Origin of the sequence: Kitasatospora sp. Root107, assembly GCF_001424875.1 — a bacterium.
Classification (GTDB): Bacteria; Actinomycetota; Actinomycetes; order Streptomycetales; family Streptomycetaceae; genus Kitasatospora.
On sequence record NZ_LMCT01000003.1, the window covers coordinates 101791 to 122450 of the forward strand.

Here is a 20660-nt window from a genome sequence, read left to right on the forward strand (position 1 = left end):
ATGGCCGAGTGCCTGCCTAAACGGGAGGCACTTGGTCGGTCTCCTCGAAGACCAGCAGGGTCTGGGTCGCGAGCACCTGCGGGATCCCCTGGATCTGCCCCAGCACCAGCTCGCGCAGGGCGTGGTTGTCCGCCGTGTGCACCAGCAGCAGCACGTCGAACTCCCCGCCCACCAGCGCGATGTGCGCAACCCCCGGCAGCGCGAGCAGCTGCTCGCGGACCGTCCGCCAGGAGTTCTGCACGATCTTGAGCGTGATGTACGCCGAGGCCCCCTGCCCGGCCCGTTCGTGGTCTATCCGAGCGGTGAAGCCGCGGATGATGCCGTCCTCGACCATCCGGGCGATCCGGGCGTAGGCGTTGGCACGGGAGACGTGCACCCGCTCGGCGACCGAGCGGATCGAGGCCCGGCCGTCCTGTTGGAGCAGTCGGAGGATCGATCGGTCGACCCGATCCAGCCTGGACGTCTGTTCAGTGGACACGGCCCCCGACCCTCCCGAAATGGACATGCTGTCTTCAATAGACCGCCGTTCGGGCCGATTGTCCACCACCTTGGCGCAGCTGTGGCCAGATTGAACAGACAACCGAACAATCGGTAGGGAGGAGCTGCTCCGGCGACCAGCCATGTCACCCCTCGTGCACCACCGGCACCACCTGCCCCTGCCGCACCCTCCCCCACCCTCTGGAGGTGCCCGAGATGACCGTTCTCGATCATCGACACCTGGCCGCCCCCGTGCCCGGCTGGCGTCCCGACGCCACCGGTCCGCGGACCGATCCCGCCCCGCTGCTCCCCGACGAGTCCCCCTACCGGGTGCTCGGCACCCCGGCCGCCGAGAAGGCGGACCCGGAACTGCTCGCCGAGCTCTACCGCCGACTGGTGGTCGGCCGTCGCTACAACCAGCAGGCCACCACGCTGACCAAGCAGGGACGGCTCGCCGTCTACCCGGCCTCGACCGGCCAGGAGGCCTGCCAGGTGGCGGCCGCGCTGGCGCTCCGTCAGGACGACTGGCTGTTCCCGAGCTACCGGGACACCCTCGCGGTGGTCTCCCGCGGCGTCGACCCGCTGGAGGCGCTGACCCTGCTGCGCGGCAACGCGCACACCGGGTACGACCCGAAGGCGACCCGGACCGCCCCGCTCTGCACCCCGCTGGCCACCCAGGCCCCGCACGCGGTCGGCCTGGCGTACGCGGCGCAGCTGCGCGGCGAGCCGACCGTGGCGCTGGCGCTGCTCGGCGACGGCGGCACCAGCGAGGGCGACTTCCACGAGGCGCTGAACTTCGCCGCCGTGCTGAACGCCCCGGTGGTCTTCCTGGTGCAGAACAACGGCTACGCGATCTCCGTCCCGCTCACCCGGCAGTCCGCCGCCCCGACGCTCGCCCACAAGGCGGTCGGCTACGGCATGCCAGGCCGGCTGGTGGACGGCAACGACGCGGTGGCCGTGCACGCGGTGCTCACCGAGGCGGTCGAGCGGGCCCGCTCCGGCGGCGGTCCGACCCTGGTCGAGGCACTGACCTACCGGATCGAGGCGCACACCAACGCCGACGACGCGACCCGCTACCGGCAGGACGAGGAGATCGCCGCCTGGCGCGAGCACGACCCGATCCTGCTGATGGAGCGTCACCTCCGCAGCACCGGGCAGCTGGACGACCGGCTCGTCCAGGCCGCCACCGAGGAGGCCGAGGCACTGGCCGCCCGGATGCGCGCCGAGTTCCACACCGACCCCGAACTGGACCCGATGTCGCTCTTCGCCCACGTCTACGCCGAGCCGACCCAGCAACTGGTCGAGCAGGCAGCCCAGTTGACCGCCGAGCTGGACGCGGAGGAGCACGCCCGATGAGCACCGCAGTCGAGACCCGCACGATGGCTCAGGCGCTCAACTCCGCCCTCCGGGACGCGATGCGCGCCGACGAGTCGGTGCACGTGCTGGGCGAGGACGTCGGCGCGCTCGGCGGGGTCTTCCGGATCACCGACGGCCTGACCGCCGAGTTCGGCAGCCAGCGCTGCCTGGACACCCCGCTGGCCGAGGCCGGCATCCTGGGCACCGCGATCGGCATGGCGATGTACGGGCTGCGCCCGGTGGTGGAGATGCAGTTCGACGCCTTCGCCTACCCGGCGATGGAGCAACTCGTCTCGCACGTCGCCAAGATGCGCAACCGGACGGCCGGCAAGATGCCGCTGCCGATCACCATCCGGATCCCGTACGGCGGCGGCATCGGCGGCGTCGAGCACCACAGCGACTCCTCCGAGGCGTACTACACCCACACCCCCGGCCTGCACGTGGTCACCCCGGCCACCGTGGCCGACGCGTACGGGCTGCTGCGGGCCTCGATCGCCTCCGACGACCCGGTGGTCTTCCTGGAGCCGAAGCGGCTCTACTGGGGCAAGGACACGCTGGACGCGACCGCGCCGGTCGAGCCGATCGGGCGCGCGGTGCTGCGGCGGCAGGGGCGGTCGGCGGTGCTGATCACCTACGGCCCCTCGCTGCCGGTCTGCCTGGAGGCGGCCGAGGCGGCGAAGGCCGAGGGCTGGGACCTGGCGGTGCTGGACCTGCGCTCGCTGGTGCCGTTCGACGAGGAGACCGCCGTCGAGGTGGTCCACTCGCTCGGCCGCGCGGTCGTGGTGCACGAGGCGACCGGCTTCGGCGGCGCGGGCGCGGAGATCGCCGCCCGGCTGACCGAGAAGTGCTTCCACCACCTGGCCGCCCCGGTGCTCCGGGTGACCGGCTTCGACATCCCGTACCCGCCGCCGATGCTGGAGCACCACCACCTGCCCGGGGTGGACCGGATTCTCGACGCCGTGGCCCGGCTGCAGTGGGAGGACTGACGATGATGCCGGTGGTACGCGAGTTCACGCTGCCCGACCTCGGTGAGGGTCTCACCGGGGCCGAGGTGGTGCGCTGGCTGGTCGAGGTGGGCGAGGTGATCGCCGTGGACCAGCCGGTGGTGGAGGTGGAGACCGCCAAGGCGGTGGTCGAGGTGCCCTGCCCGTACGGCGGCGTGGTCACCGCGCGGTACGGCGCGGAGGGCGAGGAAGTGCCGGTCGGCGCGCCGCTGGTGACGGTCGCGGTGTCGCCTGAGGCGGGCGCGGTGGCCGAGACCGTGGAGCGGCCGTTGGTCGGCTACGGCGTGGCCGAGCGGCAGCCCGGTGCCCGGCGGGCCCGGGTCGGGGCGAAGGCCACGGCTGCTTCCCCGGTTGCGGTGATCGAGACCCCGGTGGTCGAGACCCCGGTGGTGTTGCCGGTGATCTCGCCGTTGGTGCGCCGACTGGCCCGGGAGCACGGCCTCGACCTGGCGAAGGTGACCGGCAGCGGCCCGGACGGGCTGATCATGCGCCGGGACGTCGAGCAGGCGCTGGTGCCCGTGAGTGTGGACGAGAACCTCGTGCCGCTGCGTGGCCTGCGCAAGGTGGTGGCCGAGAAGCTGACCCGCAGTCACCGAGAGATCCCCGCCGCCACCTGCTGGGTGGACGCCGACGCGACCGCCCTGATGGAGCTGCGCGCCCAGCTGAACCGGTCGGCCGGGCCCAAGGTCAGCGTGCTGGCCCTGTTGGCCCGGATCTCCACCGCCGCTCTGGCCCGCTTCCCCGAGCTGAACTCCAGTGTGTCGGAGGACGGTTCGGCGATCGTCCGGCACTCCGCGGTGCACCTCGGTTTCGCCGCGCAGAGCGAACGTGGCCTGGTGGTCCCGGTGATCCGGGACGCCCACCTGCTGGGAACCGAACAACTGGGCGCCGAGCTCGCAAGATTGACCGAATCCGCACGGTCCGGTCGGCTCACCCCGGCCGAGCTGACCGGCGGCACGTTCACGCTGAACAACTACGGCGTGTTCGGCGTGGACGGCTCCACCCCGATCCTCAACCATCCCGAGGCGGCGATGCTCGGCGTCGGCCGGATCACGCCCAAGCCCTGGGTGTACGAGGGGGAGTTGGCGGTCCGCCAGGTCACCCAGCTGTCGTTCACCTTCGACCACCGGGTGTGCGACGGCGGTACGGCGGGCGGCTTCCTGCGGTTCGTCGCGGACTGTGTGGAACAGCCCGGAGTACTGCTCCGGCAGTTGTGAGCGCGGAAGCGTAGCGCCGTGGAAGCCCGGCTGTCCGGGCTTCCACGGATTTGTCCGATGAGCTGTACGGCCGTGCCAGTCTGCTGAGCCCCAGCAACTGGTACGACCGGAAGCGAAACGATTCTCTTGGGCACTCGTCAAATCGCGGTGAAGACAGCCTCGTTGAGGGTCCGGGCGGGGCGCGGCTCGGTCGCGGTGGCCGCCGTACCCGGCCTCCCGCCGGTGGACCCGGTGCCACCCGTGCGGGTGGCACCCCCGGAGCCGAAGCCGCTGGCCCTCGGCCCGGTGACGGCCACGGCCGGCCCGGCATCCGTACCGGTTCCTGCCGAGCCGGTCACGGCTCCCCCCACCACCCTGGTCATTCCGGCCAAGCCGGACCACCCCCCGGCCGTGCCGGTGCCCGCGCCGGTGATCGAGCCGCTGTTCACCCGGGCCCCCGGTCTCAACTGGGCGGGCCCCGGCGACCACTGGAGCCGGGCCTGGGCGCTGGACACCCTGGGCGCGTCCCCGGCCGCCCCGTCCCCGGCGGACGACCTCCGGGCTGCCGTCGAACAGCCGCCCACCGCCCGGGACATCGAGCTGATCCGGGCCAGCCTGGCCGTGCTGGAGCCGCAGGCCGACCGGGCCACCGCGCACTTCTACGCGCTGATCTTCGTGCACCACCCCGAGGTCAGGGCGCTCTTCCCGGCCGCCATGGACGTCCAGCGCGACCGGCTGTTCCGCTCGCTGCTGATGGCCGCCCGCAGCGCGGACGACCCGGCCGGGCTGACCGAGTACCTGACCCGGCTGGGCCAGGGGCACCGCAAGTACGGGACGCTGACGGGTCATTACGCCCCGGTCGGGGAGTGCCTGGTGGCCGCGCTGGAGAAGTACTGCGGCAGCCGCTGGGACGCCGACACCGAGCTGGCCTGGCGGCGGGTCTACGGACTGATCGCCAAGGTGATGACGGACGCCGCCGAGGCGGCCGCCAAGTCGTCCCCGCCGTGGTGGCAGGCCGAGGTGGTGGAGCACCGGCTGTGCACCTCGGAGATCGCGGTGATCACGCTGCGCCCCGACCAGGCGTACCCGTACCGGGCCGGGCAGTACGCCCCGCTGGAGACACCGTGGTGGCCCCGGGTCTGGCGGCACTTCTCGTTCGCCACCGCGCCCCGTCCTGACGGGCTGCTCACCCTGCACGTCAAGGCGGTGCAGGCGGGCTGGGTCAGCAACGCGCTGGTGAACCGGGCGGCCCCGGGGGACGTGCTCCGGCTCGGTCCGGCGGCCGGCACCATGCGGGTGGACCACGAGCGGGGCGCCGACCTGGTCTGCGTCGGCGGCGGCACCGGGATCGCCCCGATCGCCGCGCTGGTCGAGGAGGTGGCCGAGCACGGCGCGGCCGGCCGCTCGGTGGACGTCTTCTACGGAGCGCGCCGCCAGGAGGAGCTGTACGAGCTGGACGCCCTGCGGCGGCTGGCCGGCCGGCACCCCTGGCTCACCGTCCACCCGGTGCTCTCCGAGCAGCAGGCGGTCGGCCTGCTGGCCGGTGAACTCCCGGACGCGGTCTCCCGGTACGGCAGTTGGGCCGGCCGGGACGCCTTCCTGAGCGGCCCGCCCGCGATGGTCCGCCGGGCGAAGCAGGCCCTCACCAGGGCGGGCGTCACCGCCGACCGCATCCACCACGACCTGGAAGCTCTCTGACGACCCCTCAGCCCAGGTCGGTGGCGAGCAGTGCCCGGACACCTTCGATGTTCGCCGCCAGGTAGGCCCGCAGGCTCGGGGGGACCACGTTGACCGAGGTGACGCCCTCGCGGGTGAACGGGAGGCGGACGATCTCGTACTCGCCGTGCGGGTCGTCCACCTCGGGGCCGTGCCGCCTGGCCGGGTCCATCGAGCTGAGCCGGCAGACGAAGAAGTGCTGGACCTTGACGCCGTGCGGGTGGGCGAGGGTGCCGTCCTCGTGGTGCGAGTGCGAGACGGTGTCGACGAAGGCGGGCACCACGTCCTCGACCTTGCCGCCGAGCTCCTCGTCCACCTCGCGGTGCAGCGCCTCGACCACCGTCAGGTCGGTGGGTTCGACCCCGCCGCCGGGGGTGATCCAGTACGGCTTCGCCCCGGGCCTGGTCCGTTTGATCAGCAGGATGTCGGCGGGCGAGTGCGGGTCGTCCGGGTCCAGGTCCAGCAGGATCGCCCGCGCGGTGCGCTTGACGACAGGGCGGACGGGGCCGGCCATGACCACCTCCGGGGCAGGAGCGTTGTGCAGGATTCTGCCGCTCCAGGGGAGGGCCGAAACTCGCACAGACGCGCGAACTGGAGGTTTCAGTTCCGCCGAACGGCTGATTCGGCGTGCCCGAGCGTGTCAAGCCCTCGGTAGCCAGTCGGGGGCAGTGGATCTTCGATACCAAGGCATATGCCAGACGAAGATCACCTCAGGGGGCAGATGGCTCGATAGTGACCTTCGATTCGAAGGTTTTTCGGTGGCATTGCTGGCGGGAATGATTGCAGGCATGCCCGCCCTGTGCTGCAATGAGCGCCAATCGGGCAGATCGGAACGTTCCGGACCGGATGCCCACATCTGCACTGACTCGGGCAGGGGGCTGGGTATGGCAGTCAATCAGATCGCGCAGACAACCCGGAACATACGGGACGTCAGGTCTCCCGACCGGGCCGTCCCGGCCCGGGAACCGACCCTGATCGCCTCGGTGCAGCGGGCCCTGCGCCTGCTGGAGGCGGTCGGTGGTCACCAGCAGGGCGCCACCGCCAAGCAGCTGGCCCGGGCCGCCGGACTGCCGCTCGGCACCACGTACCACCTGCTCCGCACCCTCACCCACGAGGGTTATCTCCGCCGTGCGGAGGGCAGGTTCCTCTACGGTGCCTCGGTCGACGGGATCGGCCGGGCCGACCACCGGCAGTCCGAGCGGGCCGACCTGCGCAGCCGGATGGTGCAGCTCGGTGAGGAGTTGGAGGCCGCGGTCTACTTCGCGGTCTACGAGGACGGCGAGATCCGGGTGGTCGACATCGCCGCCGGGTCGAACCGGCCGGCCGTCGCCGAGTGGGCCGACTTCCGCAGCACCGCGCACGCCCACGCGGTCGGCCAGTGCCTGCTCTCCCAGCTCGGCGAGGAGGCCCGCCGGGACCACCTCTCCCGCCACCCCCCGGTCGAGCTCACCCCCTCCACCGTCACCGACCGCTCGGTGCTGCTCCGACGGCTGGCCGCCACCGAACCGACCCGGCCGGTGCTGGAGCGTCAGCAGTACGCACTCGGCACGGTCTGTGCCGCGGTGCCGATCACGGTCGGCTCCGCCGTCGCGACCATGGCCCTGTCGCTCCCGATCGACCGGGCCGAGCAGCTGCCGGACAAGGCCGAGCGGCTGCGTTCGCTGGTCGGGGCCATGTCCCCGTCGTTCGTCCACTGAGTTGTCGTTCGTGTTCGCTCACCATTTGAAAAAGCGCATCTTGTCCACTTCGTCCCCAAACCAGCACGATGGTTGTGAACGGGGACATGGGGACAACGCCTGAGCCGTAGCTTGCACCCCCTCGGCCACCAGGGCCGGCGGCCGCCCCCTCCGGGCGCCGTTCCACTACATCGAATCGCATGTCCGGCCACAGCGGCGACACCCTCGGCACGTCGGAGGGCTCAGCACGCCGCGGGGCCGGGCAGAACGAGAGGTACTGGCGCATGCACAGCACAGTCCAGGGCCACGCGGTGATGAACCTCGTGGTCTCGCAAGAGCTCTCCTTCCGCATCGTGGTCGATCTCGACTACGACCCCGTGGACCCGTTCGCGGTCCGGTGCACCTTCCACCTCCCCGGCGACGAGCCGGTCACCTGGGTCTTCGCCCGGGAGCTGCTGCTGGACGGCATCAGCCGGCCGACCGGTGAGGGCGACGTGCACATCCACCCGGTCGGCGAGGAGCTGTCCGAGGTCTGCATCGTGCTGCACTCGCCGGACGGGGACGCCCTGCTGCGCGCCTCGGCCCCGCCGCTGATCGCCTTCCTGGCCCGCACCGACCGGCTGGTCCCGATGGGCCAGGAACTCACCGGGCGGGAGCTGGACGACCAGCTCGCCGACATCCTCAGCCGGGGCTGCGAGAACCTCGGCTGACGCCGGGTCAGCCGCTCGGCAAGACGATGGGCCCACCGCTCGGGCGATGGGCCCATCCCTGATCTCCGGCGGCCGCCCGACCTTGTCAGTCGTCGTCACCGAGGGCCAGGTTGAGGCCCCAGGACACCACGCTGATGATCAGCGCACCGAGCAGGGCCGCCCAGAAGCCGTCGACGTGGAAGTCCAGGTCGAGCTTGTCCGAGGCCCAGGAGGTCAGCCAGAGCATCAGGGCGTTGATCACGAAGGTGATCAGGCCCAGGGTGAGGACGAACAGGGGCAGCGAGAACAGCTTCACCAACGGCTTGATCAGGAAGTTCACCACGCCGAAGATCAGGGCGACCGCGACCACCGTGATGGTCTTGCTCTGCCAGTCGTCGCCGGACAGCGTGATGCCGTCCACGATCCAGGCGGCCACCCAGATGGCGGCCGCGTTGATCAGGGTCTTGAGGAGAATGCTCTTCATGGGCCAGAGCCTGGCAGGCAGTCAGGGCCCAGGGGAAGCTCTCCGCCCGCATGTTGTTCAATGTGGCCACCGCGACAAGGAGGGGTGTGCCCCGATGAAGGTCTTCCGCCTGGACCAGCTGGACGCCGAACGGGCCGCCGGGGAAGGCGCGTACCTGCGCTTCCTGAAGGAGCGGAACATGTCCGCCGGGCTGTACGCGCTCTCCCCCGGTGACACCGACCCGCAGGCCCGTCACGCCCAGGACGAGCTCTACCAGGTGATCAGCGGCCGGGCCGAACTCACCGTCGGGGCCGAGACCACCACGGTCGGCCGGGGCAGCGTGGTCTTCGTCCCGGCCGGCGTCCCGCACCGCTTCCACCACATCACCGAGGAGCTCCGGGTGCTGGTGGTGTTCTCCCCTCCGGAGGACTGAGGTTAGGGTCGGCCCGGGCCGACGACCAACCGAGGAGAACAGAACCCGTGACCTTCACCGACGAGCTCTGGTCGGCCATCGAGCCGATCTACGCCGAGATCCTGGCGCACCCCTTCATCGGCGGGCTGACCGACGGCACGCTGCCGCAGGACGCCTTCCGGCACTTCGTGGTGCAGGACTCGCACTACCTGCGCGACTACGCCCGCGCGCTCGCCGTCTGCGCGGCCAAGGCCCCCGACGAGCAGGACGTCCGGGCCTTCGCCGACGACGCGGTCGGCGCGCTGGCCGCCGAGCAGGGCATGCACGCCGAGTTCCTCGGCGCCTTCGGCGAGACCGCCGAACAGGCCGCCGCCGAACCGGTGTTGCCCACCACCCGGGCCTACACCAGCTACCTGCTGGCCACCGTCTACGGCGGCTCGTTCGCCGAGGCGGTCGGCGCGGTGCTGCCGTGCTACTGGATCTACGCCCGGGTCGGCGAGCAGCTGCTCACCAAGTCCTCGCCCGACCCGCTGTACGCCAAGTGGATCGCCACCTACGGGGACGAGACCTTCCAGTCGGTGGTGCGCCGGGTGCTCGCGCTCACCGACCGGCTCGGCGAGCAGCTCGCCCCGGCCGAACGCCGCCGGGTGATCGAGCACTTCACCACCACCTCGCGCTACGAGTGGATGTTCTGGGACGCCGCCTGGCGCCGCGAGGTCTGGCCGGTCTGAGCCGTCGTCCGGCGCCGGACCCCAGGGTGACCCCCGCCCCGGGTCTCGGGGTGATCTCCGGGTTCTCTCCGGGCTGCGAGCCCTCGGAAGGCAGGCCGGGGGCCTGTACGGTCGAGGTATCGAAAGCAAGCGGGACGCGACGGAACAGCCGTCACCGGCCCGAGGGGAGAGAAGGTACGGACATGGCTGAGCTCTGGAAGTCGCTGCCCTCGTGGGTGCGCAACATCGTCGTCCCGATCGTGGTGCTGATTCTCGCCTGGAACCTGGTCTGGTTCGTGATCGGTGCGGTCACCTCGCTGATCGCCTTCCTGGTCAAGGCCCTGGTCCTGGTCGCCGTCGCGGCCGGAGTGGTGATCCTGGTGAAGAAGGCCGCCAAGAGCTGACCGCTGTCCGACGGACTCCGGGCCCGGTACCCCTCGCGGGGGTGCCGGGCTCGTCCGCATTCCGGTCATCGGTGGGGGCGCCCTGGACCATCTCCGAGCGGACCGCTACGGTGTTGGACGTTTGTTGCAGGCAATTCCGCCTGTGGACACGGGAGCTCGGAGCACCGGGCTGAGAGGGCGCTGAACGGTACGTCACCACACGTACCAACCGCTGCGTCGACCGCAGGAACCTGACCGGGTAATGCCGGCGTAGGGAGATAGAGGTCTCATGACCACGTTCGACGCACAGCAGAAGTCTGCCCAGAGCAGCGTCACCAGCGCGACCACCGGCTACCCGACCCCCGCCTGGCGCAAGGCGTACCGCGAGGGCTCCCGGCCCGACCTGCGGGTGCCGTACCGCGAGGTGCAGCTGACCAACGGCAAGTCCGTTCCGCTGTACGACACTTCGGGCCCCTACACCGACCCGACCTACCAGCCCGACGTCCGGCGCGGGCTGCCCGCGCTGCGTGACCCGTGGATCCGCCAGCGCGGGGACGTCGAGGAGTACGACGGCCGGGAGGCCAGGCCCGAGGACGACGGGATCAAGCACACCTCGCCGCGCGGCGGGAACCTGCGCAACCTGGACGCGGTCTTCCCCGGCCGCCCGCGCCGCCCGCTGCGCGGCCGGGACGGCGTGGCGGTGACCCAGCTCGCCTACGCGAAGCGCGGGATCGTCACGCCGGAGATGGAGTTCATCGCGCTCCGGGAGGGCCTGGACGCCGAGTTCGTCCGCAACGAGGTGGCGATCGGCCGGGCCGTGATCCCGCTGAACGTGAACCACCCCGAGGTCGAGCCGGCCATCATCGGCACCAACTTCCTGGTCAAGATCAACGCCAACATCGGCAACTCCGCCGTCACCTCCTCGATCGAGGAGGAGGTGGAGAAGATGACCTGGGCCACCCGCTGGGGTGCCGACACCGTGATGGACCTCTCCACCGGCCGCAACATCCACACCACCCGCGAGTGGATCCTGCGCAACTCCCCCGTGCCGATCGGCACCGTGCCGCTCTACCAGGCGCTGGAGAAGGTGGACGGCAAGGCCGAGGAGCTGACCTGGGAGGTCTACCGCGACACCATCATCGAGCAGTGCGAGCAGGGCGTCGACTACGTGACCGTGCACGCCGGCGTGCTGCTGCGGTACGTCCCGATGACCGCCCGTCGGAAGACCGGCATCGTCTCGCGCGGCGGCTCGATCATGGCGGCCTGGTGCCTGGCGCACCACCAGGAGAACTTCCTCTACACCAACTTCGAGGAACTCTGCGACATCCTCGCCTCCTACGACGTCACCTTCTCGCTCGGTGACGGCCTGCGCCCCGGCTCGACCGCGGACGCCAACGACGAGGCGCAGTTCGCCGAGCTGCAGACGCTCGGCGAGCTCGGCCGGATCGCCCGGGCGCGCGACGTCCAGGTGATGATCGAGGGCCCCGGCCACGTCGCGATGAACAAGATCAAGGAGAACATGGATCTCCAGAAGGAGATCTGCGACGAGGCGCCGTTCTACACCCTCGGCCCGCTCACCACCGACGTCGCGCCCGGCTACGACCACATCACCTCGGGCATCGGTGCCGCGATGATCGCCTGGTGGGGCACCGCGATGCTCTGCTACGTCACGCCCAAGGAGCACCTGGGCCTCCCCAACCGGGACGACGTCAAGACCGGCGTGATCACGTACAAGATCGCCGCCCACGCCGCCGACCTCGCCAAGGGCCACCCGGGTGCCTCGGACTGGGACGACGCGCTCTCCGACGCCCGGTTCGAGTTCCGCTGGGAGGACCAGTTCAACCTGGCCCTCGACCCGGAGACGGCCCGTGCCTTCCACGACGAGACGCTCCCCGCCGAGCCCGCCAAGACCGCCCACTTCTGCTCGATGTGCGGTCCGAAGTTCTGCTCGATGAAGATCAGTCAGAAGATCCGCGCCGAGCACGGCGACGGCTCCAGCGCCGTGGCCACCGAGTTCGACGCCGACGCCTTGGCCGGTATGCAGGCCAAGTCCGAGGAGTTCGCCGCCACCGGCAACCGGGTCTACCTCCCGCTGGCCGACTGACCCGGCGTCACCCAGACCGCGCTGCTCCGGGGGGAGGAGGGGATCCCCCGGGGCAGCGCTGCCGTTTCACCGGAGTGCGGGCTTGCCCGTGTGGTCAGGCCTGCCAGTGGGGCTTTCCGCTGACCATCCGGCAGTAGATCATCCGACCGTTGGCGTCGTGAGTGCTGCGGCCCAGATCGGCGTTCCGGCAGAACTGGCCCGCCTGGTAGCAGTTGCCCGCGTTGGAGACGATCTCGCAGTCGCCGGCCGGGGCGATGGTGGGCGCGCTGGTGGTGCGGCTCGGCTGGGGGGCGGCCTTGGTGGTGGCAGCCGGCGCGGGAGCCTTGGTGGCCGGGACGGCCGCCGCCGGGGTGGTCGCGACCGGCTCCGGAGCCGGGGTCGTCGGGGCGACGGTCGGGGTGGCGGCAGGCGTCGAGACGGCGGCGCTCGGCGTCGGGGTGGTCGCGGCAGCCGGGCTGGAGACCACGGCACCGGCCGGGACACCGCCGCCCGAGGCCACCGGACCGCAGCCGGCCACGGTGAAGCCGACCGCAAGCACGAAGCCGGCGACGGCACCCAACCGCCGGTGGCCGACGCGTATGGATGAGGGCATGGGTGTGAACCACTTCGTTCGTCTCAAGGTGGCAGACCGGGAGTCAACCAGAGGAACGGCCGACTGTTCACCGTTCCGGCACAGATCCCTCACCCGTTGGGAAATCGAGACCTTGCGGCCCTGGAGGAGCCCCAGGCTCCTCCGGCCCCCCGGCGGCGGAGCGCTCGGAGTACGGTGGGCAGTACCGAGGAAACGTCGACCACCGGCAGTCTGCCGATGCCCGCCCTGGGTTGTGAACGGTCCGCACCCGGGCCGGATGGGCGGATTCCGATGAGGATCGTCAACTTTCCGAACAGCGCAGGTGGTTGGGTCGCCCCCGGGATGCCGCCGCTGCCCCGGCTGATGCTGGAGCGGACGCGTGGCCGGGACGGCCTGTTCGACGGTGCCTGGTGGCCCCGCTCCACCGACCTCGGCGCCGAACTTCCCGACCTGATTAGCGCACTCGCCGCCCACCCGGGCGGCCGGATCCTCCGGGTGGGACTCGACCCGGCCGGCTGGCACCACCTGCCGATCGCGGTGGACGCGAACGGGCTGGCAGTGCGGGTGAGTTGGTGCACGTCCAGCGCGGGCACCATCACCCTGACCCGGGCCACCCAGGATCAGCTGCTGCTCCTGGTCGTCCCACCGGGCACCGTCGCAGCCGTCGCAGCGCGAGCGATGGCCGGCGCGGCCGCCACCAGTAACCACACCCCGGCGGCCGAACTGCTGGCCGAGTCGGGCGTCTGATCGCCGCCAGGGATTGGCCCAGGGTGCGCGCCGGCGCTCGTCCGCCGTCGCGGAGCCTCGCCTGACGGCTACGGGGGAATTGGGCCGAATGGTGGGTTTGGCCTCCGAGGGAGAGCTGGCGACGTACACGAAGCACTAGCTTGGCGTGCAGCCGGGCCGTGTGGTCGGCATCGGCTTCAGGAGGAGTGCCATGCGCAGATTTCCCGTTGTCGCGGCGGCCGTTGTCGGAGCCCTCGGCCTCACCGTGGCGAGTGCAGGTGCGGCCGGTCCGGCGCCGCGGATCGTCCAGCGTTACCTGAACATCCATCAGTGCGTGTATGTCGGCCTGGGGCAGCACTACACGAACGTGCTGCCGAACACGGCCGACGCCGGCCTCAACACCGGGACGAAGGCGTCCGGCTCGGCGGATACCGTGCTGTCCTGCGGCCCGGGCGGTGGGGGCTGGTCGTTGGCGCCCGCCAACTCCGCGGTCAAGTCCTTCGACCTGAGCACAGGCCGCTATCTGAACCTGCACCAGTGCGTCTACGTCGCGGGTGGGCAGCACTACACCGCCCTGCTGCCGAACACGCCGAACGTCAATTTCAACACCGGCAGCAATGTCTCCGACGCCGCCGACACCACACTGAAGTGCGCCCCGGGCGGCGGAGGTTGGCGGCTGAACGCGGCCAACTCCGCGGTGAACTCCTTCGACCTGGCCGCCAACCGGTTCCTCAACCTGCACCAGTGCGTCTGGACGACGCAGGGGCAGTACTACATGAGCCTGCTGCCGAACACGCCGAACCTCAACTTCAACACCGGCAGCAACGTCTCCGACGCGGCCGACACCGCACTGAAGTGTGCGCCGGGCGGCGGAGGCTGGTCGCTCCGCGGCGTCAACTCCGCGTTCCGGCCGCTGGGAAGCTGAGCCCCGAGCGGTCAGCCCAGGGTGCGGGCGCGGGCCAGGACCTCGGGGGTGGCCTTGGCCACCGAGCCGGAGTCGTACGAGGCGACGAAGTCCGGGTCGGTCAGCGCCTGCGCCGGCCCGCCGGGGATCAGCAGGACGTCGCAGGACTCCACCTCGGAGTAGCGGGTCGCCACCTCGACCGGGAGGGCGCCCAACCCGTCCTGGACCCGGCCGGCTTCGGGAGCGACGAAGCGCACCGTCGCTCCCGGCAGGTACCCGAGGATCTCGCACGGACCGATCGCATCGAGTGGTTCGAAGCCGGCGAAGAGCGGGATCACGATGTGCATGCGGGCCAGGCTAGCCGGACGCCGATCAGACCTCGTCCGGGCCGGTGAAGTCCGGTGAGCTGTAGCCGGGGCCGGTGAACTCGGCCGGTCTGGGGGTGCGGCCGTCCGCCTCGGTGACGCCTTCCACGCCGGGGCTGGTGAAGCCGGGGCTGCTGTAACCGGGGGGACTCGGACGGGTGTTGGTGCGAGGGGCGGGGAGCGGGGCGGGCTCGGTGTAGAGGTTGGCGAGCAGCCAGGGGAGCAGGGCCCGTTCGCGCAGGGCGGTCTGCCAGAGCCGCCGGGCTTCGGCCAGTTCGTTCTCCTGCACGGCGGCGCCGTCGCGGAGGGCGGTGAGCAGCAGTCCGACGATCCCGACCAGCAGGGCGGCCCCGCCGACCGCGAGCGAGATCCAACCGGCCGTCACCACGGCGTCGGCGAGGGTGAGTTCGGGTGCGGCGCCGCGTACCGCGTAGCCGATCAGCAGCAGCACCAGGCCGCCTGCGCCGGCCAGGATCGGGGTGAGCACGGTGAGGACGGGGAGCAGCCCGGCGCCCTCCTCGGAGCGCAGCCGGTCGGTCAGCCCGAGCGGTGCGGGCGGACCGGCGTCGCGCAGCGCGGTGTACCGCTGGTACTCCGGTTCGGCGGCGGCCGCGATGGTGTCGGCCAGCGGGGCGGCCTTGGTGCGCAGTTGGGCCGCGTTGAGATGCGGGCCCGGTGCTCGGAGCGCCTCGGTGAGGCGGGCGTCGCGGAGCGCCTCGTCCAGGGCCCGGTCGAAGTCCGGACGGTCTTCGGCCAGCAGGTGCGGGGTGGTGTTGACCACGGGGTACCCCGTTCCGTCGTCGCGGAAGTGCGATGTGGTCTGTGCTTCGTCGTGCGCGAAAGCGCGCTGATGCCTTGATGGTAGGGGTGGGAACCGATCAGGACACAGTCGGTTTCCGGAATTTCAGCGCTGCCGGTACGAGGTCAACACCGTGCAGTGACAGTTCAGTTCAAAGGCAGTCGGGCGACCAGCAGCCGCCCGTCCATGGTGACCCCGCCGTCCATCGCGATCGCCAGCTCCTCCGCGTAGATGTACGGGCCCGGGATGTGCGGCGGCGTGCCGTCCTCGGAGTGCGCGGTGCCGGTCAGGTACGGGATCGGGCTGTGCCCGTGCACCACCCGCTGGCCGCCGTACGCGCCGAGCAGCTCGTGCACCGCCTGCGCCCCCGCCTCGCCGCGGAAGGCGAACCGCTTGGTGAAGCGGCGGAAGCAGTCCCACCACTCGTCCGCGCCCTCGCCGGCCAGCAGCCGGTGCACCGAGTCGTTGACGTCGTCGATGGTGGCGCCGTACTCCAGGTAGGCGGTGGTGTCGGAGTGCAGCAGCAGGTGGCCGTCCTCCAGGGCGATCGCGGGCAGCCGGGAGAGCCAGCTGACGTGGTGGGCCTCCAGCCGTTCCAGGTCGGTCTGCTGACCGCCGTTCAGCCGCCAGGCGGCCAGGAAGGAGGCGGTGCCCGCGGTCGACTGCACCGGCTCGTCGCCGTACCGGGCGGCGCCCAGGAAGAGCAGTTCGTGATTGCCCATCAGGGCTCGGCAGTACCCGCCGGCGGCGGCGGCCTCGGCGGCCAGCTGCATCACCAGGTTGATCACGCCGATGCCGTCGGGACCGCGGTCGGTGAAGTCGCCGAGGAACCAGAGCCTGGAACGCCCGGCCGACCACCTGCCCTCCGCGTCGATCAGGCCCTGCTGGTGCAGCGCGGCCAGCAGCTCGTCGAGGTAGCCGTGCACGTCGCCGACCACGTAGAGCGGCCCGGGCGCCTCGCCGGGCTCGGGCTGCGGGTAGGGGTAGTGCAGCTCCTCGGCCGGGACCGGGCCGAGCTCGATGGTCGGCGGGTCGTCGGAGGAGGGGGCCGTCTCCCGGAAGGCGGGGGCGGTCTGACTGGCCGTCGGCCAGTGCTGCTCCAGGAACCGGGCGCCGCCGTAGCCGCTGTAGGTGGCGTCGTAACCGTAGCCGCCCACCGGCTCGGGCGGTTCGAAGTAGGAGCCGTACGGGAGCACGTCGAGGTCCTGCTGCTGGCGGTGGCCTGACTCGGGCAGCTCAGGTCCGGGGAGGCGGTCCTCGGGTGTCATTCGCCCATCATAGGAAGACCACTCTCCCGCCGTCCTCACCCGGTGCCCATCAATTGCCCATGCTGCTGCCCGGCGGGTGTCCACCGGCGGCCCGTGGGCGGCTCCGCCGGAAGGCGGGACCACCCACAGGCGCCGGTGCGGTGTGGCCGGAGCTGCCGTCAGACCTCCCCCGGCAGGCGGGGCGGGCTGACGGTGGTGCGGGGGCTGCGGCGTTGGGAAGAGGCCCGGACGATCAGTTCGGTGGGCATCAGGGTGCCCGGTGGCGGTCCGGCCGAGGCGGTCCGGAACCGGGGTGGGAAGAGCCGCCCGACGTCGACTCCGGTGCCGGAGTCGACTCCCTCGATCGCGTCGATGAGCAGGTTGACCACGGTGGTGCCGATCCGACGGGGTTTCAGCGACAGCGTGGTGATCGGCGGCTCGGTGCCGGCGTACACGTCGCTCTCGCTGCAGCAGACCAGCAGCAGGTCGTCCGGCACCCGCATCCCGTACCGCCGGGCGGCGGCCAGCAGATCGGTGCCGTTCGGGTCGAACAGTCCGTAGACCGCGTCCGGCCGGTCGGGCCGGGCGAGCAGTCGGTCGGCGGCCACCGCTCCGGCGGCCGGGTCGTGGGCGGGGTAGGTCTCGTAGACCGGCTCCTGGCCGACCCGGCGGCACCAGTCGAGGTAGGCCTCGGTGGAGAGCCGGGTGTAGGTGTCGGTGGAGGTGCCGGTGAGCAGGCCGATCCGGCGGGCGCCGGCCTCGCTCAGGTGGTCGAGGATGTTGAGCACGGCGGCCTCGTGGTCGTTGTCCACCCACGCGGTGACCGGGCAGTTGCCCGGTTTGCCGTCGCTGACCACCGGGACGCCGGACCGGTAGAGCTCGCTGACCAGGGGGTCCTGGTCGGGTGGGTCGATGACCACGGTGCCGTCCAGGGCGATGTTGCCCCAGACGTCGTGCCGGGAGGAGGCGGGGAGCACGACCAGCGCGTACCCCCGGCTGAGCGCCGCGCTGGTCGCGGCTCGCGCCATCTCGGCGAAGTAGGCGAACTCGGTGAAGGTGAAAGGCTCCTCGCCATAGGTGGTGACGGTCAGTCCGATCAGGCCGGACCGGCCCGTGCGCAGGGTGCGGGCGGCGGCGGAGGGACGGTAGCCGAGGCGCTCGGCCACCTCGCGGACTCGGCTTCTGGTCTCTTCGGGCAGGCGGCCCTTCCCGTTCAGGGCGTCCGAGACCGTGGTGATCGACACTCCGGCGGCTGCTGCCACATCCCGGATGCCGGCCCGTTCCAGTCGCCGCGAAGTGGTGGGTCGCCGACCGCTCTGATTGGCTGCTGCTGTCATGGCGGACCGATCGTATGGCTCCTGACACCCTGTTGTGACCGGGGCCGACCGAGGGGTAGAAGAACCGTTTCTCCATGAGACATCACGGTGTTGCCCCTTGGATACCCACCCTGTTCCAGCCGTCTTACCTCTGACATGTGCCATAGGAACCCGGCAGAATGGCTGATCGGTATCCGTACCCCGAACGAGCAACTCACCCCTACGGGTGAGCGGCCTCGGTATCGTTCGGGGCACCCGACCGGGGTGGTACGGATGCGCACCAAGGGCCGAGCGCGCACGGCGATCCCGGCCGCGCAGGGCACCACTGAATTTCGCTAAGGAGAGCACCGTGACCGGTACGGCAGCGCAGGGTCCCCGGCTGAGGCCGACCCTGGACGGCATCCCGACCTACAAGCCGGGCAAGCCGGCCAGCGCCGACTCGTACAAGCTGTCCTCCAACGAGAACCCGTACGAGCCGCTCCCGGGCGTGCTGGACGCGGCCATCGCGGCGGCCGGTTCGTTCAACCGCTACCCGGACATGGCCTCCAGCGAGCTGGTCGCCGAGCTCGCGGCCCGCTTCGAGGTGCCGCTGGAGCACGTCGCGCTCGGTACCGGCTCGGTCAGCGTCGCGCAGTCCCTGGTGCTCTCCACCGCCGGTCCGGGCGACGAGGTGATGTTCGCCTGGCGCTCGTTCGAGGCGTACCCGATCATCACCCAGGTCGCCGGGGCCACCCCGGTCCCGGTCCCGCTCACCGCCGGTGAGGAGCACGACCTGGACGCGATGCTCGCCGCGATCACCCCGCGGACCCGGCTGATCTTCGTCTGCAACCCGAACAACCCGACCGGCACGGTGATCCACCGCCCCGAGCTGGAGCGCTTCCTGGACGCCGTCCCCGGCGACATCCTGGTCGTGCTGGACGAGGCGTACATCGAGTTCATCCGGGACGAGCGGGTGCCGAACGGCATCGAGATCTACCGCGACCGCCCCAACGTCTGCGTGCTGCGCACCTTCTCCAAGGCGTACGGCCTGGCGGGCCTGCGGGTCGGCTTCGCCGTCGCGCACGAGCCGGTGGCCACCGCGCTGCGCAAGACCGCCATCCCGTTCGGCGTCAGCCAGCTCGCGCAGGACGCCGCGGTGGCCTCGCTGCGCGCCGAGGACGCCCTGCTGGTCCGGGTCGAGGCGCTGGTCGCCGAGCGCGGCCGGGTCGCCGCCGCGCTGGCCGCCCAGGGCTGGGAACTCGCCGACACCCAGGCCAACTTCGTCTGGCTCCGGCTCGGCGAGCGCACCCTCGACTTTGCCGCCGCCTGCGCCGCGGCCGGTGTCGTGGTCCGCCCGTTCCCCGGCGAGGGCGTCCGGGTCACCATCGGCGAGGCGGCCGGAAACGACATCTTCCTGGCCACCGCCGAGGCCTTCCGCAAGTCGCTCTGACCGCGCGGGGCACCGGGCCGGGGTCCGGCCCGGTGCCTGCGGTATTCACATCAGCTGCACAATCTCGTCACGATGTGCGCAGTTGGTCCGATGTACACGGAGCGATGGCCGAGGATGGACCGGGGCGGGGCTGCCGCCCGCTTCCTGCCCGTCGAGAGAGCCACCATCGTGCGCACTGCCCGGATCACGGCCGCCGCTCTGCTTCCGCTCGCCGTCTCGCTGACCGCCTGCGGCGGTGCTGCCGGGACGGCCGCCGAGCGGACGCCCAAGGACGCGCTCAAGGCGGCGGTCACCGCGATGACGCAGGTCGACAGCGCCGAGGTCGCACTCGACGGCGGGTGGTCCGGGCAGGTGTCCTGGCAGCCCACCGTGCGGCTCACGCTCTCGGGGGTGGAGGACACCCGGCTGCTGGCCCTCGGTGAGGCGATCTACGTCGGCGGCACCGCCGACACGGCCGCCCGTACCGGTGGCCGGGCGTGGGAGAGGCTGGCCGATCCGTTCCGGAGTGCGGGGCGGGCGGCGGCGCTCGGGCTCGGTCCTGCCCTGGCGTTCGGTCAACGGGTCGACCCCGCCGGGGCGTTGGAGCAGGCTGCCCGGGGGACGGTCACCGAGGTGGGGCGGGAGAGCATCGACGGTGTGCCCACCACGCACTACCGGGCGGTGCTGAACGGTGAGGAGTACTTCGCCGACGGGCGCGGCCTGAACGACGAGCGTCGCCGCACGCTGGCCGCGGCCTTCCGGGCGAGTGGCCCGACCACCGCCACCGTCGACCTCTGGCTGAACGGCGCCGACCAGCTGCTGCAGAAGACCGAATCCGGTAACCCGACGGTCGCCGACGTGACCAACACCGTCCGCTACCGTCACTTCGGCACGCCGGTCGACCTCCAGCCGCCGTCCTCGGTCGACGTCCTGGATCCGATGACCGCCGGGGGCCGGTAGCGGCCCTGCCGGGTGAAGGTTGACCGCGTCGGCTGGGAAGAAGCTGGGAACGGCCCCCGATCGTCGGCCGGTCCCACCCGCGCCGGGCGCTGCCGGGGGATATGTCCGGGGTCGACGGTCAGGGAACTCCCAGGTGAGGCACAGGGATTGGCAAGGGCTCGGCGGCAGGCTGTGCGAC

The 20660-nt window shown here is 71.4% G+C and carries 22 protein-coding genes and 1 riboswitch; of the genes, 14 read left to right on the plus strand and 8 right to left on the minus strand.

Annotated features, from left to right (window positions below):
* Positions 1–16 precede the first annotated feature (16 nt).
* Positions 17–505 (minus strand): Lrp/AsnC family transcriptional regulator, encoded by a 489-nt coding sequence (locus ASC99_RS05000; protein WP_057228673.1) that lies wholly within the window; start codon positions 503–505, stop codon positions 17–19.
* Between the two features lie 188 nt (positions 506–693).
* On the opposite strand from ASC99_RS05000, the gene pdhA reads away from it, so the two are divergent.
* The 4 genes from pdhA to ASC99_RS05020 all read left to right on the plus strand — a co-directional run bounded on the left by pdhA (position 694) and on the right by ASC99_RS05020 (position 5731).
* Positions 694–1833: a pyruvate dehydrogenase (acetyl-transferring) E1 component subunit alpha gene (gene pdhA, locus ASC99_RS05005; RefSeq protein WP_057228676.1), complete on the plus strand. Its 1140-nt coding sequence runs from the start codon at positions 694–696 to the stop codon at positions 1831–1833.
* Positions 1830–2819: an alpha-ketoacid dehydrogenase subunit beta gene (locus tag ASC99_RS05010; protein ID WP_057228678.1), complete on the plus strand. Its 990-nt coding sequence runs from the start codon at positions 1830–1832 to the stop codon at positions 2817–2819. Before pdhA ends, ASC99_RS05010 begins: the two co-directional genes overlap by 4 nt.
* Positions 2820–2824: 5 nt before the next feature.
* Positions 2825–4054 (plus strand): dihydrolipoamide acetyltransferase family protein, encoded by a 1230-nt coding sequence (locus ASC99_RS05015; RefSeq protein WP_057228750.1) that lies wholly within the window; start codon positions 2825–2827, stop codon positions 4052–4054.
* Positions 4055–4180: 126 nt separating this feature from the next.
* Positions 4181–5731, plus strand: a complete 1551-nt coding sequence (locus ASC99_RS05020) for a globin domain-containing protein (protein WP_235502821.1) — start codon at positions 4181–4183, stop codon at positions 5729–5731.
* Between the two features lie 7 nt (positions 5732–5738).
* Here the strand turns inward: ASC99_RS05020 and ASC99_RS05025 are convergent, their stop codons facing one another.
* The gene (locus tag ASC99_RS05025; RefSeq protein ID WP_057228681.1) at positions 5739–6263 is read right to left on the minus strand and encodes an NUDIX domain-containing protein; all 525 of its coding nucleotides are present in this window, start codon (positions 6261–6263) and stop codon (positions 5739–5741) included.
* A gap of 370 nt (positions 6264–6633) precedes the next feature.
* Between ASC99_RS05025 and ASC99_RS05030 the strand changes: the two genes are divergently transcribed.
* Complete coding sequence (locus tag ASC99_RS05030) at positions 6634–7446, plus strand: IclR family transcriptional regulator (RefSeq protein WP_082598084.1); 813 nt, start codon at positions 6634–6636, stop codon at positions 7444–7446.
* Positions 7447–7709: 263 nt separating this feature from the next.
* Positions 7710–8135 carry an SsgA family sporulation/cell division regulator gene (locus ASC99_RS05035; RefSeq protein WP_057228756.1) on the plus strand — a complete coding sequence of 142 codons (426 nt, stop codon included), beginning with the start codon at positions 7710–7712 and terminating at the stop codon, positions 8133–8135.
* Positions 8136–8220: 85 nt separating this feature from the next.
* Here the strand turns inward: ASC99_RS05035 and ASC99_RS05040 are convergent, their stop codons facing one another.
* Complete coding sequence (locus ASC99_RS05040) at positions 8221–8598, minus strand: phage holin family protein (protein WP_057228682.1); 378 nt, start codon at positions 8596–8598, stop codon at positions 8221–8223.
* Positions 8599–8692: 94 nt separating this feature from the next.
* Here ASC99_RS05040 and ASC99_RS05045 point away from each other — a divergent pair, with 94 nt between their 5' ends.
* The 4 genes from ASC99_RS05045 (at position 8693) to thiC (ending at position 12186) form a co-directional block, all read left to right on the plus strand.
* Positions 8693–9010, plus strand: coding sequence for a cupin domain-containing protein (locus ASC99_RS05045; protein ID WP_057228684.1), 318 nt, complete (start codon positions 8693–8695; stop codon positions 9008–9010).
* 47 nt (positions 9011–9057) lie between these two features.
* The gene (gene tenA, locus ASC99_RS05050; protein ID WP_057228686.1) at positions 9058–9720 is read left to right on the plus strand and encodes a thiaminase II; all 663 of its coding nucleotides are present in this window, start codon (positions 9058–9060) and stop codon (positions 9718–9720) included.
* 182 nt (positions 9721–9902) lie between these two features.
* Positions 9903–10103 (plus strand): DUF5326 family protein, encoded by a 201-nt coding sequence (locus tag ASC99_RS05055; protein WP_057228688.1) that lies wholly within the window; start codon positions 9903–9905, stop codon positions 10101–10103.
* Between the two features lie 138 nt (positions 10104–10241).
* Positions 10242–10376: riboswitch (TPP riboswitch) on the plus strand.
* The gene (gene thiC / locus ASC99_RS05060) at positions 10372–12186 is read left to right on the plus strand and encodes a phosphomethylpyrimidine synthase ThiC (RefSeq protein ID WP_057228690.1); all 1815 of its coding nucleotides are present in this window, start codon (positions 10372–10374) and stop codon (positions 12184–12186) included. (Overlaps the previous riboswitch by 5 nt.)
* A 94-nt stretch (positions 12187–12280) precedes the next feature.
* Here thiC and ASC99_RS05065 read toward each other — a convergent pair whose 3' ends face one another.
* Positions 12281–12778 (minus strand): SPOR domain-containing protein, encoded by a 498-nt coding sequence (locus ASC99_RS05065; protein ID WP_057228693.1) that lies wholly within the window; start codon positions 12776–12778, stop codon positions 12281–12283.
* Positions 12779–13048: 270 nt separating this feature from the next.
* On the opposite strand from ASC99_RS05065, the gene ASC99_RS05070 reads away from it, so the two are divergent.
* Both ASC99_RS05070 and ASC99_RS05075 read left to right on the plus strand, forming a co-directional pair.
* Positions 13049–13504, plus strand: coding sequence for a DUF5994 family protein (locus tag ASC99_RS05070; RefSeq protein WP_157531374.1), 456 nt, complete (start codon positions 13049–13051; stop codon positions 13502–13504).
* Between the two features lie 190 nt (positions 13505–13694).
* Complete coding sequence (locus tag ASC99_RS05075) at positions 13695–14408, plus strand: hypothetical protein (RefSeq protein WP_057228698.1); 714 nt, start codon at positions 13695–13697, stop codon at positions 14406–14408.
* Positions 14409–14419: 11 nt separating this feature from the next.
* Here ASC99_RS05075 and ASC99_RS05080 read toward each other — a convergent pair whose 3' ends face one another.
* The 4 genes from ASC99_RS05080 to ASC99_RS05095 all read right to left on the minus strand — a co-directional run bounded on the left by ASC99_RS05080 (position 14420) and on the right by ASC99_RS05095 (position 18135).
* Positions 14420–14734 (minus strand): hypothetical protein, encoded by a 315-nt coding sequence (locus ASC99_RS05080; protein ID WP_057228700.1) that lies wholly within the window; start codon positions 14732–14734, stop codon positions 14420–14422.
* A 25-nt stretch (positions 14735–14759) separates the two neighbouring features.
* A complete protein-coding gene (locus ASC99_RS05085) occupies positions 14760–15533 on the minus strand; it encodes a hypothetical protein (protein ID WP_057228702.1) in 774 nt (257 codons plus the stop codon).
* A 164-nt stretch (positions 15534–15697) separates the two neighbouring features.
* Positions 15698–16819: a metallophosphoesterase gene (locus ASC99_RS05090; RefSeq protein ID WP_082598085.1), complete on the minus strand. Its 1122-nt coding sequence runs from the start codon at positions 16817–16819 to the stop codon at positions 15698–15700.
* Positions 16820–16977: 158 nt separating this feature from the next.
* Positions 16978–18135 carry a LacI family DNA-binding transcriptional regulator gene (locus tag ASC99_RS05095; RefSeq protein WP_063856978.1) on the minus strand — a complete coding sequence of 386 codons (1158 nt, stop codon included), beginning with the start codon at positions 18133–18135 and terminating at the stop codon, positions 16978–16980.
* Positions 18136–18463: 328 nt separating this feature from the next.
* Here ASC99_RS05095 and hisC point away from each other — a divergent pair, with 328 nt between their 5' ends.
* Together hisC and ASC99_RS05105 are read left to right on the plus strand one after the other, a co-directional pair.
* A complete protein-coding gene (hisC, locus tag ASC99_RS05100; protein ID WP_057228707.1) occupies positions 18464–19543 on the plus strand; it encodes a histidinol-phosphate transaminase in 1080 nt (359 codons plus the stop codon).
* A 90-nt stretch (positions 19544–19633) separates the two neighbouring features.
* The gene (locus ASC99_RS05105) at positions 19634–20482 is read left to right on the plus strand and encodes a hypothetical protein (RefSeq protein ID WP_157531375.1); all 849 of its coding nucleotides are present in this window, start codon (positions 19634–19636) and stop codon (positions 20480–20482) included.
* Positions 20483–20660 lie beyond the last annotated feature (178 nt).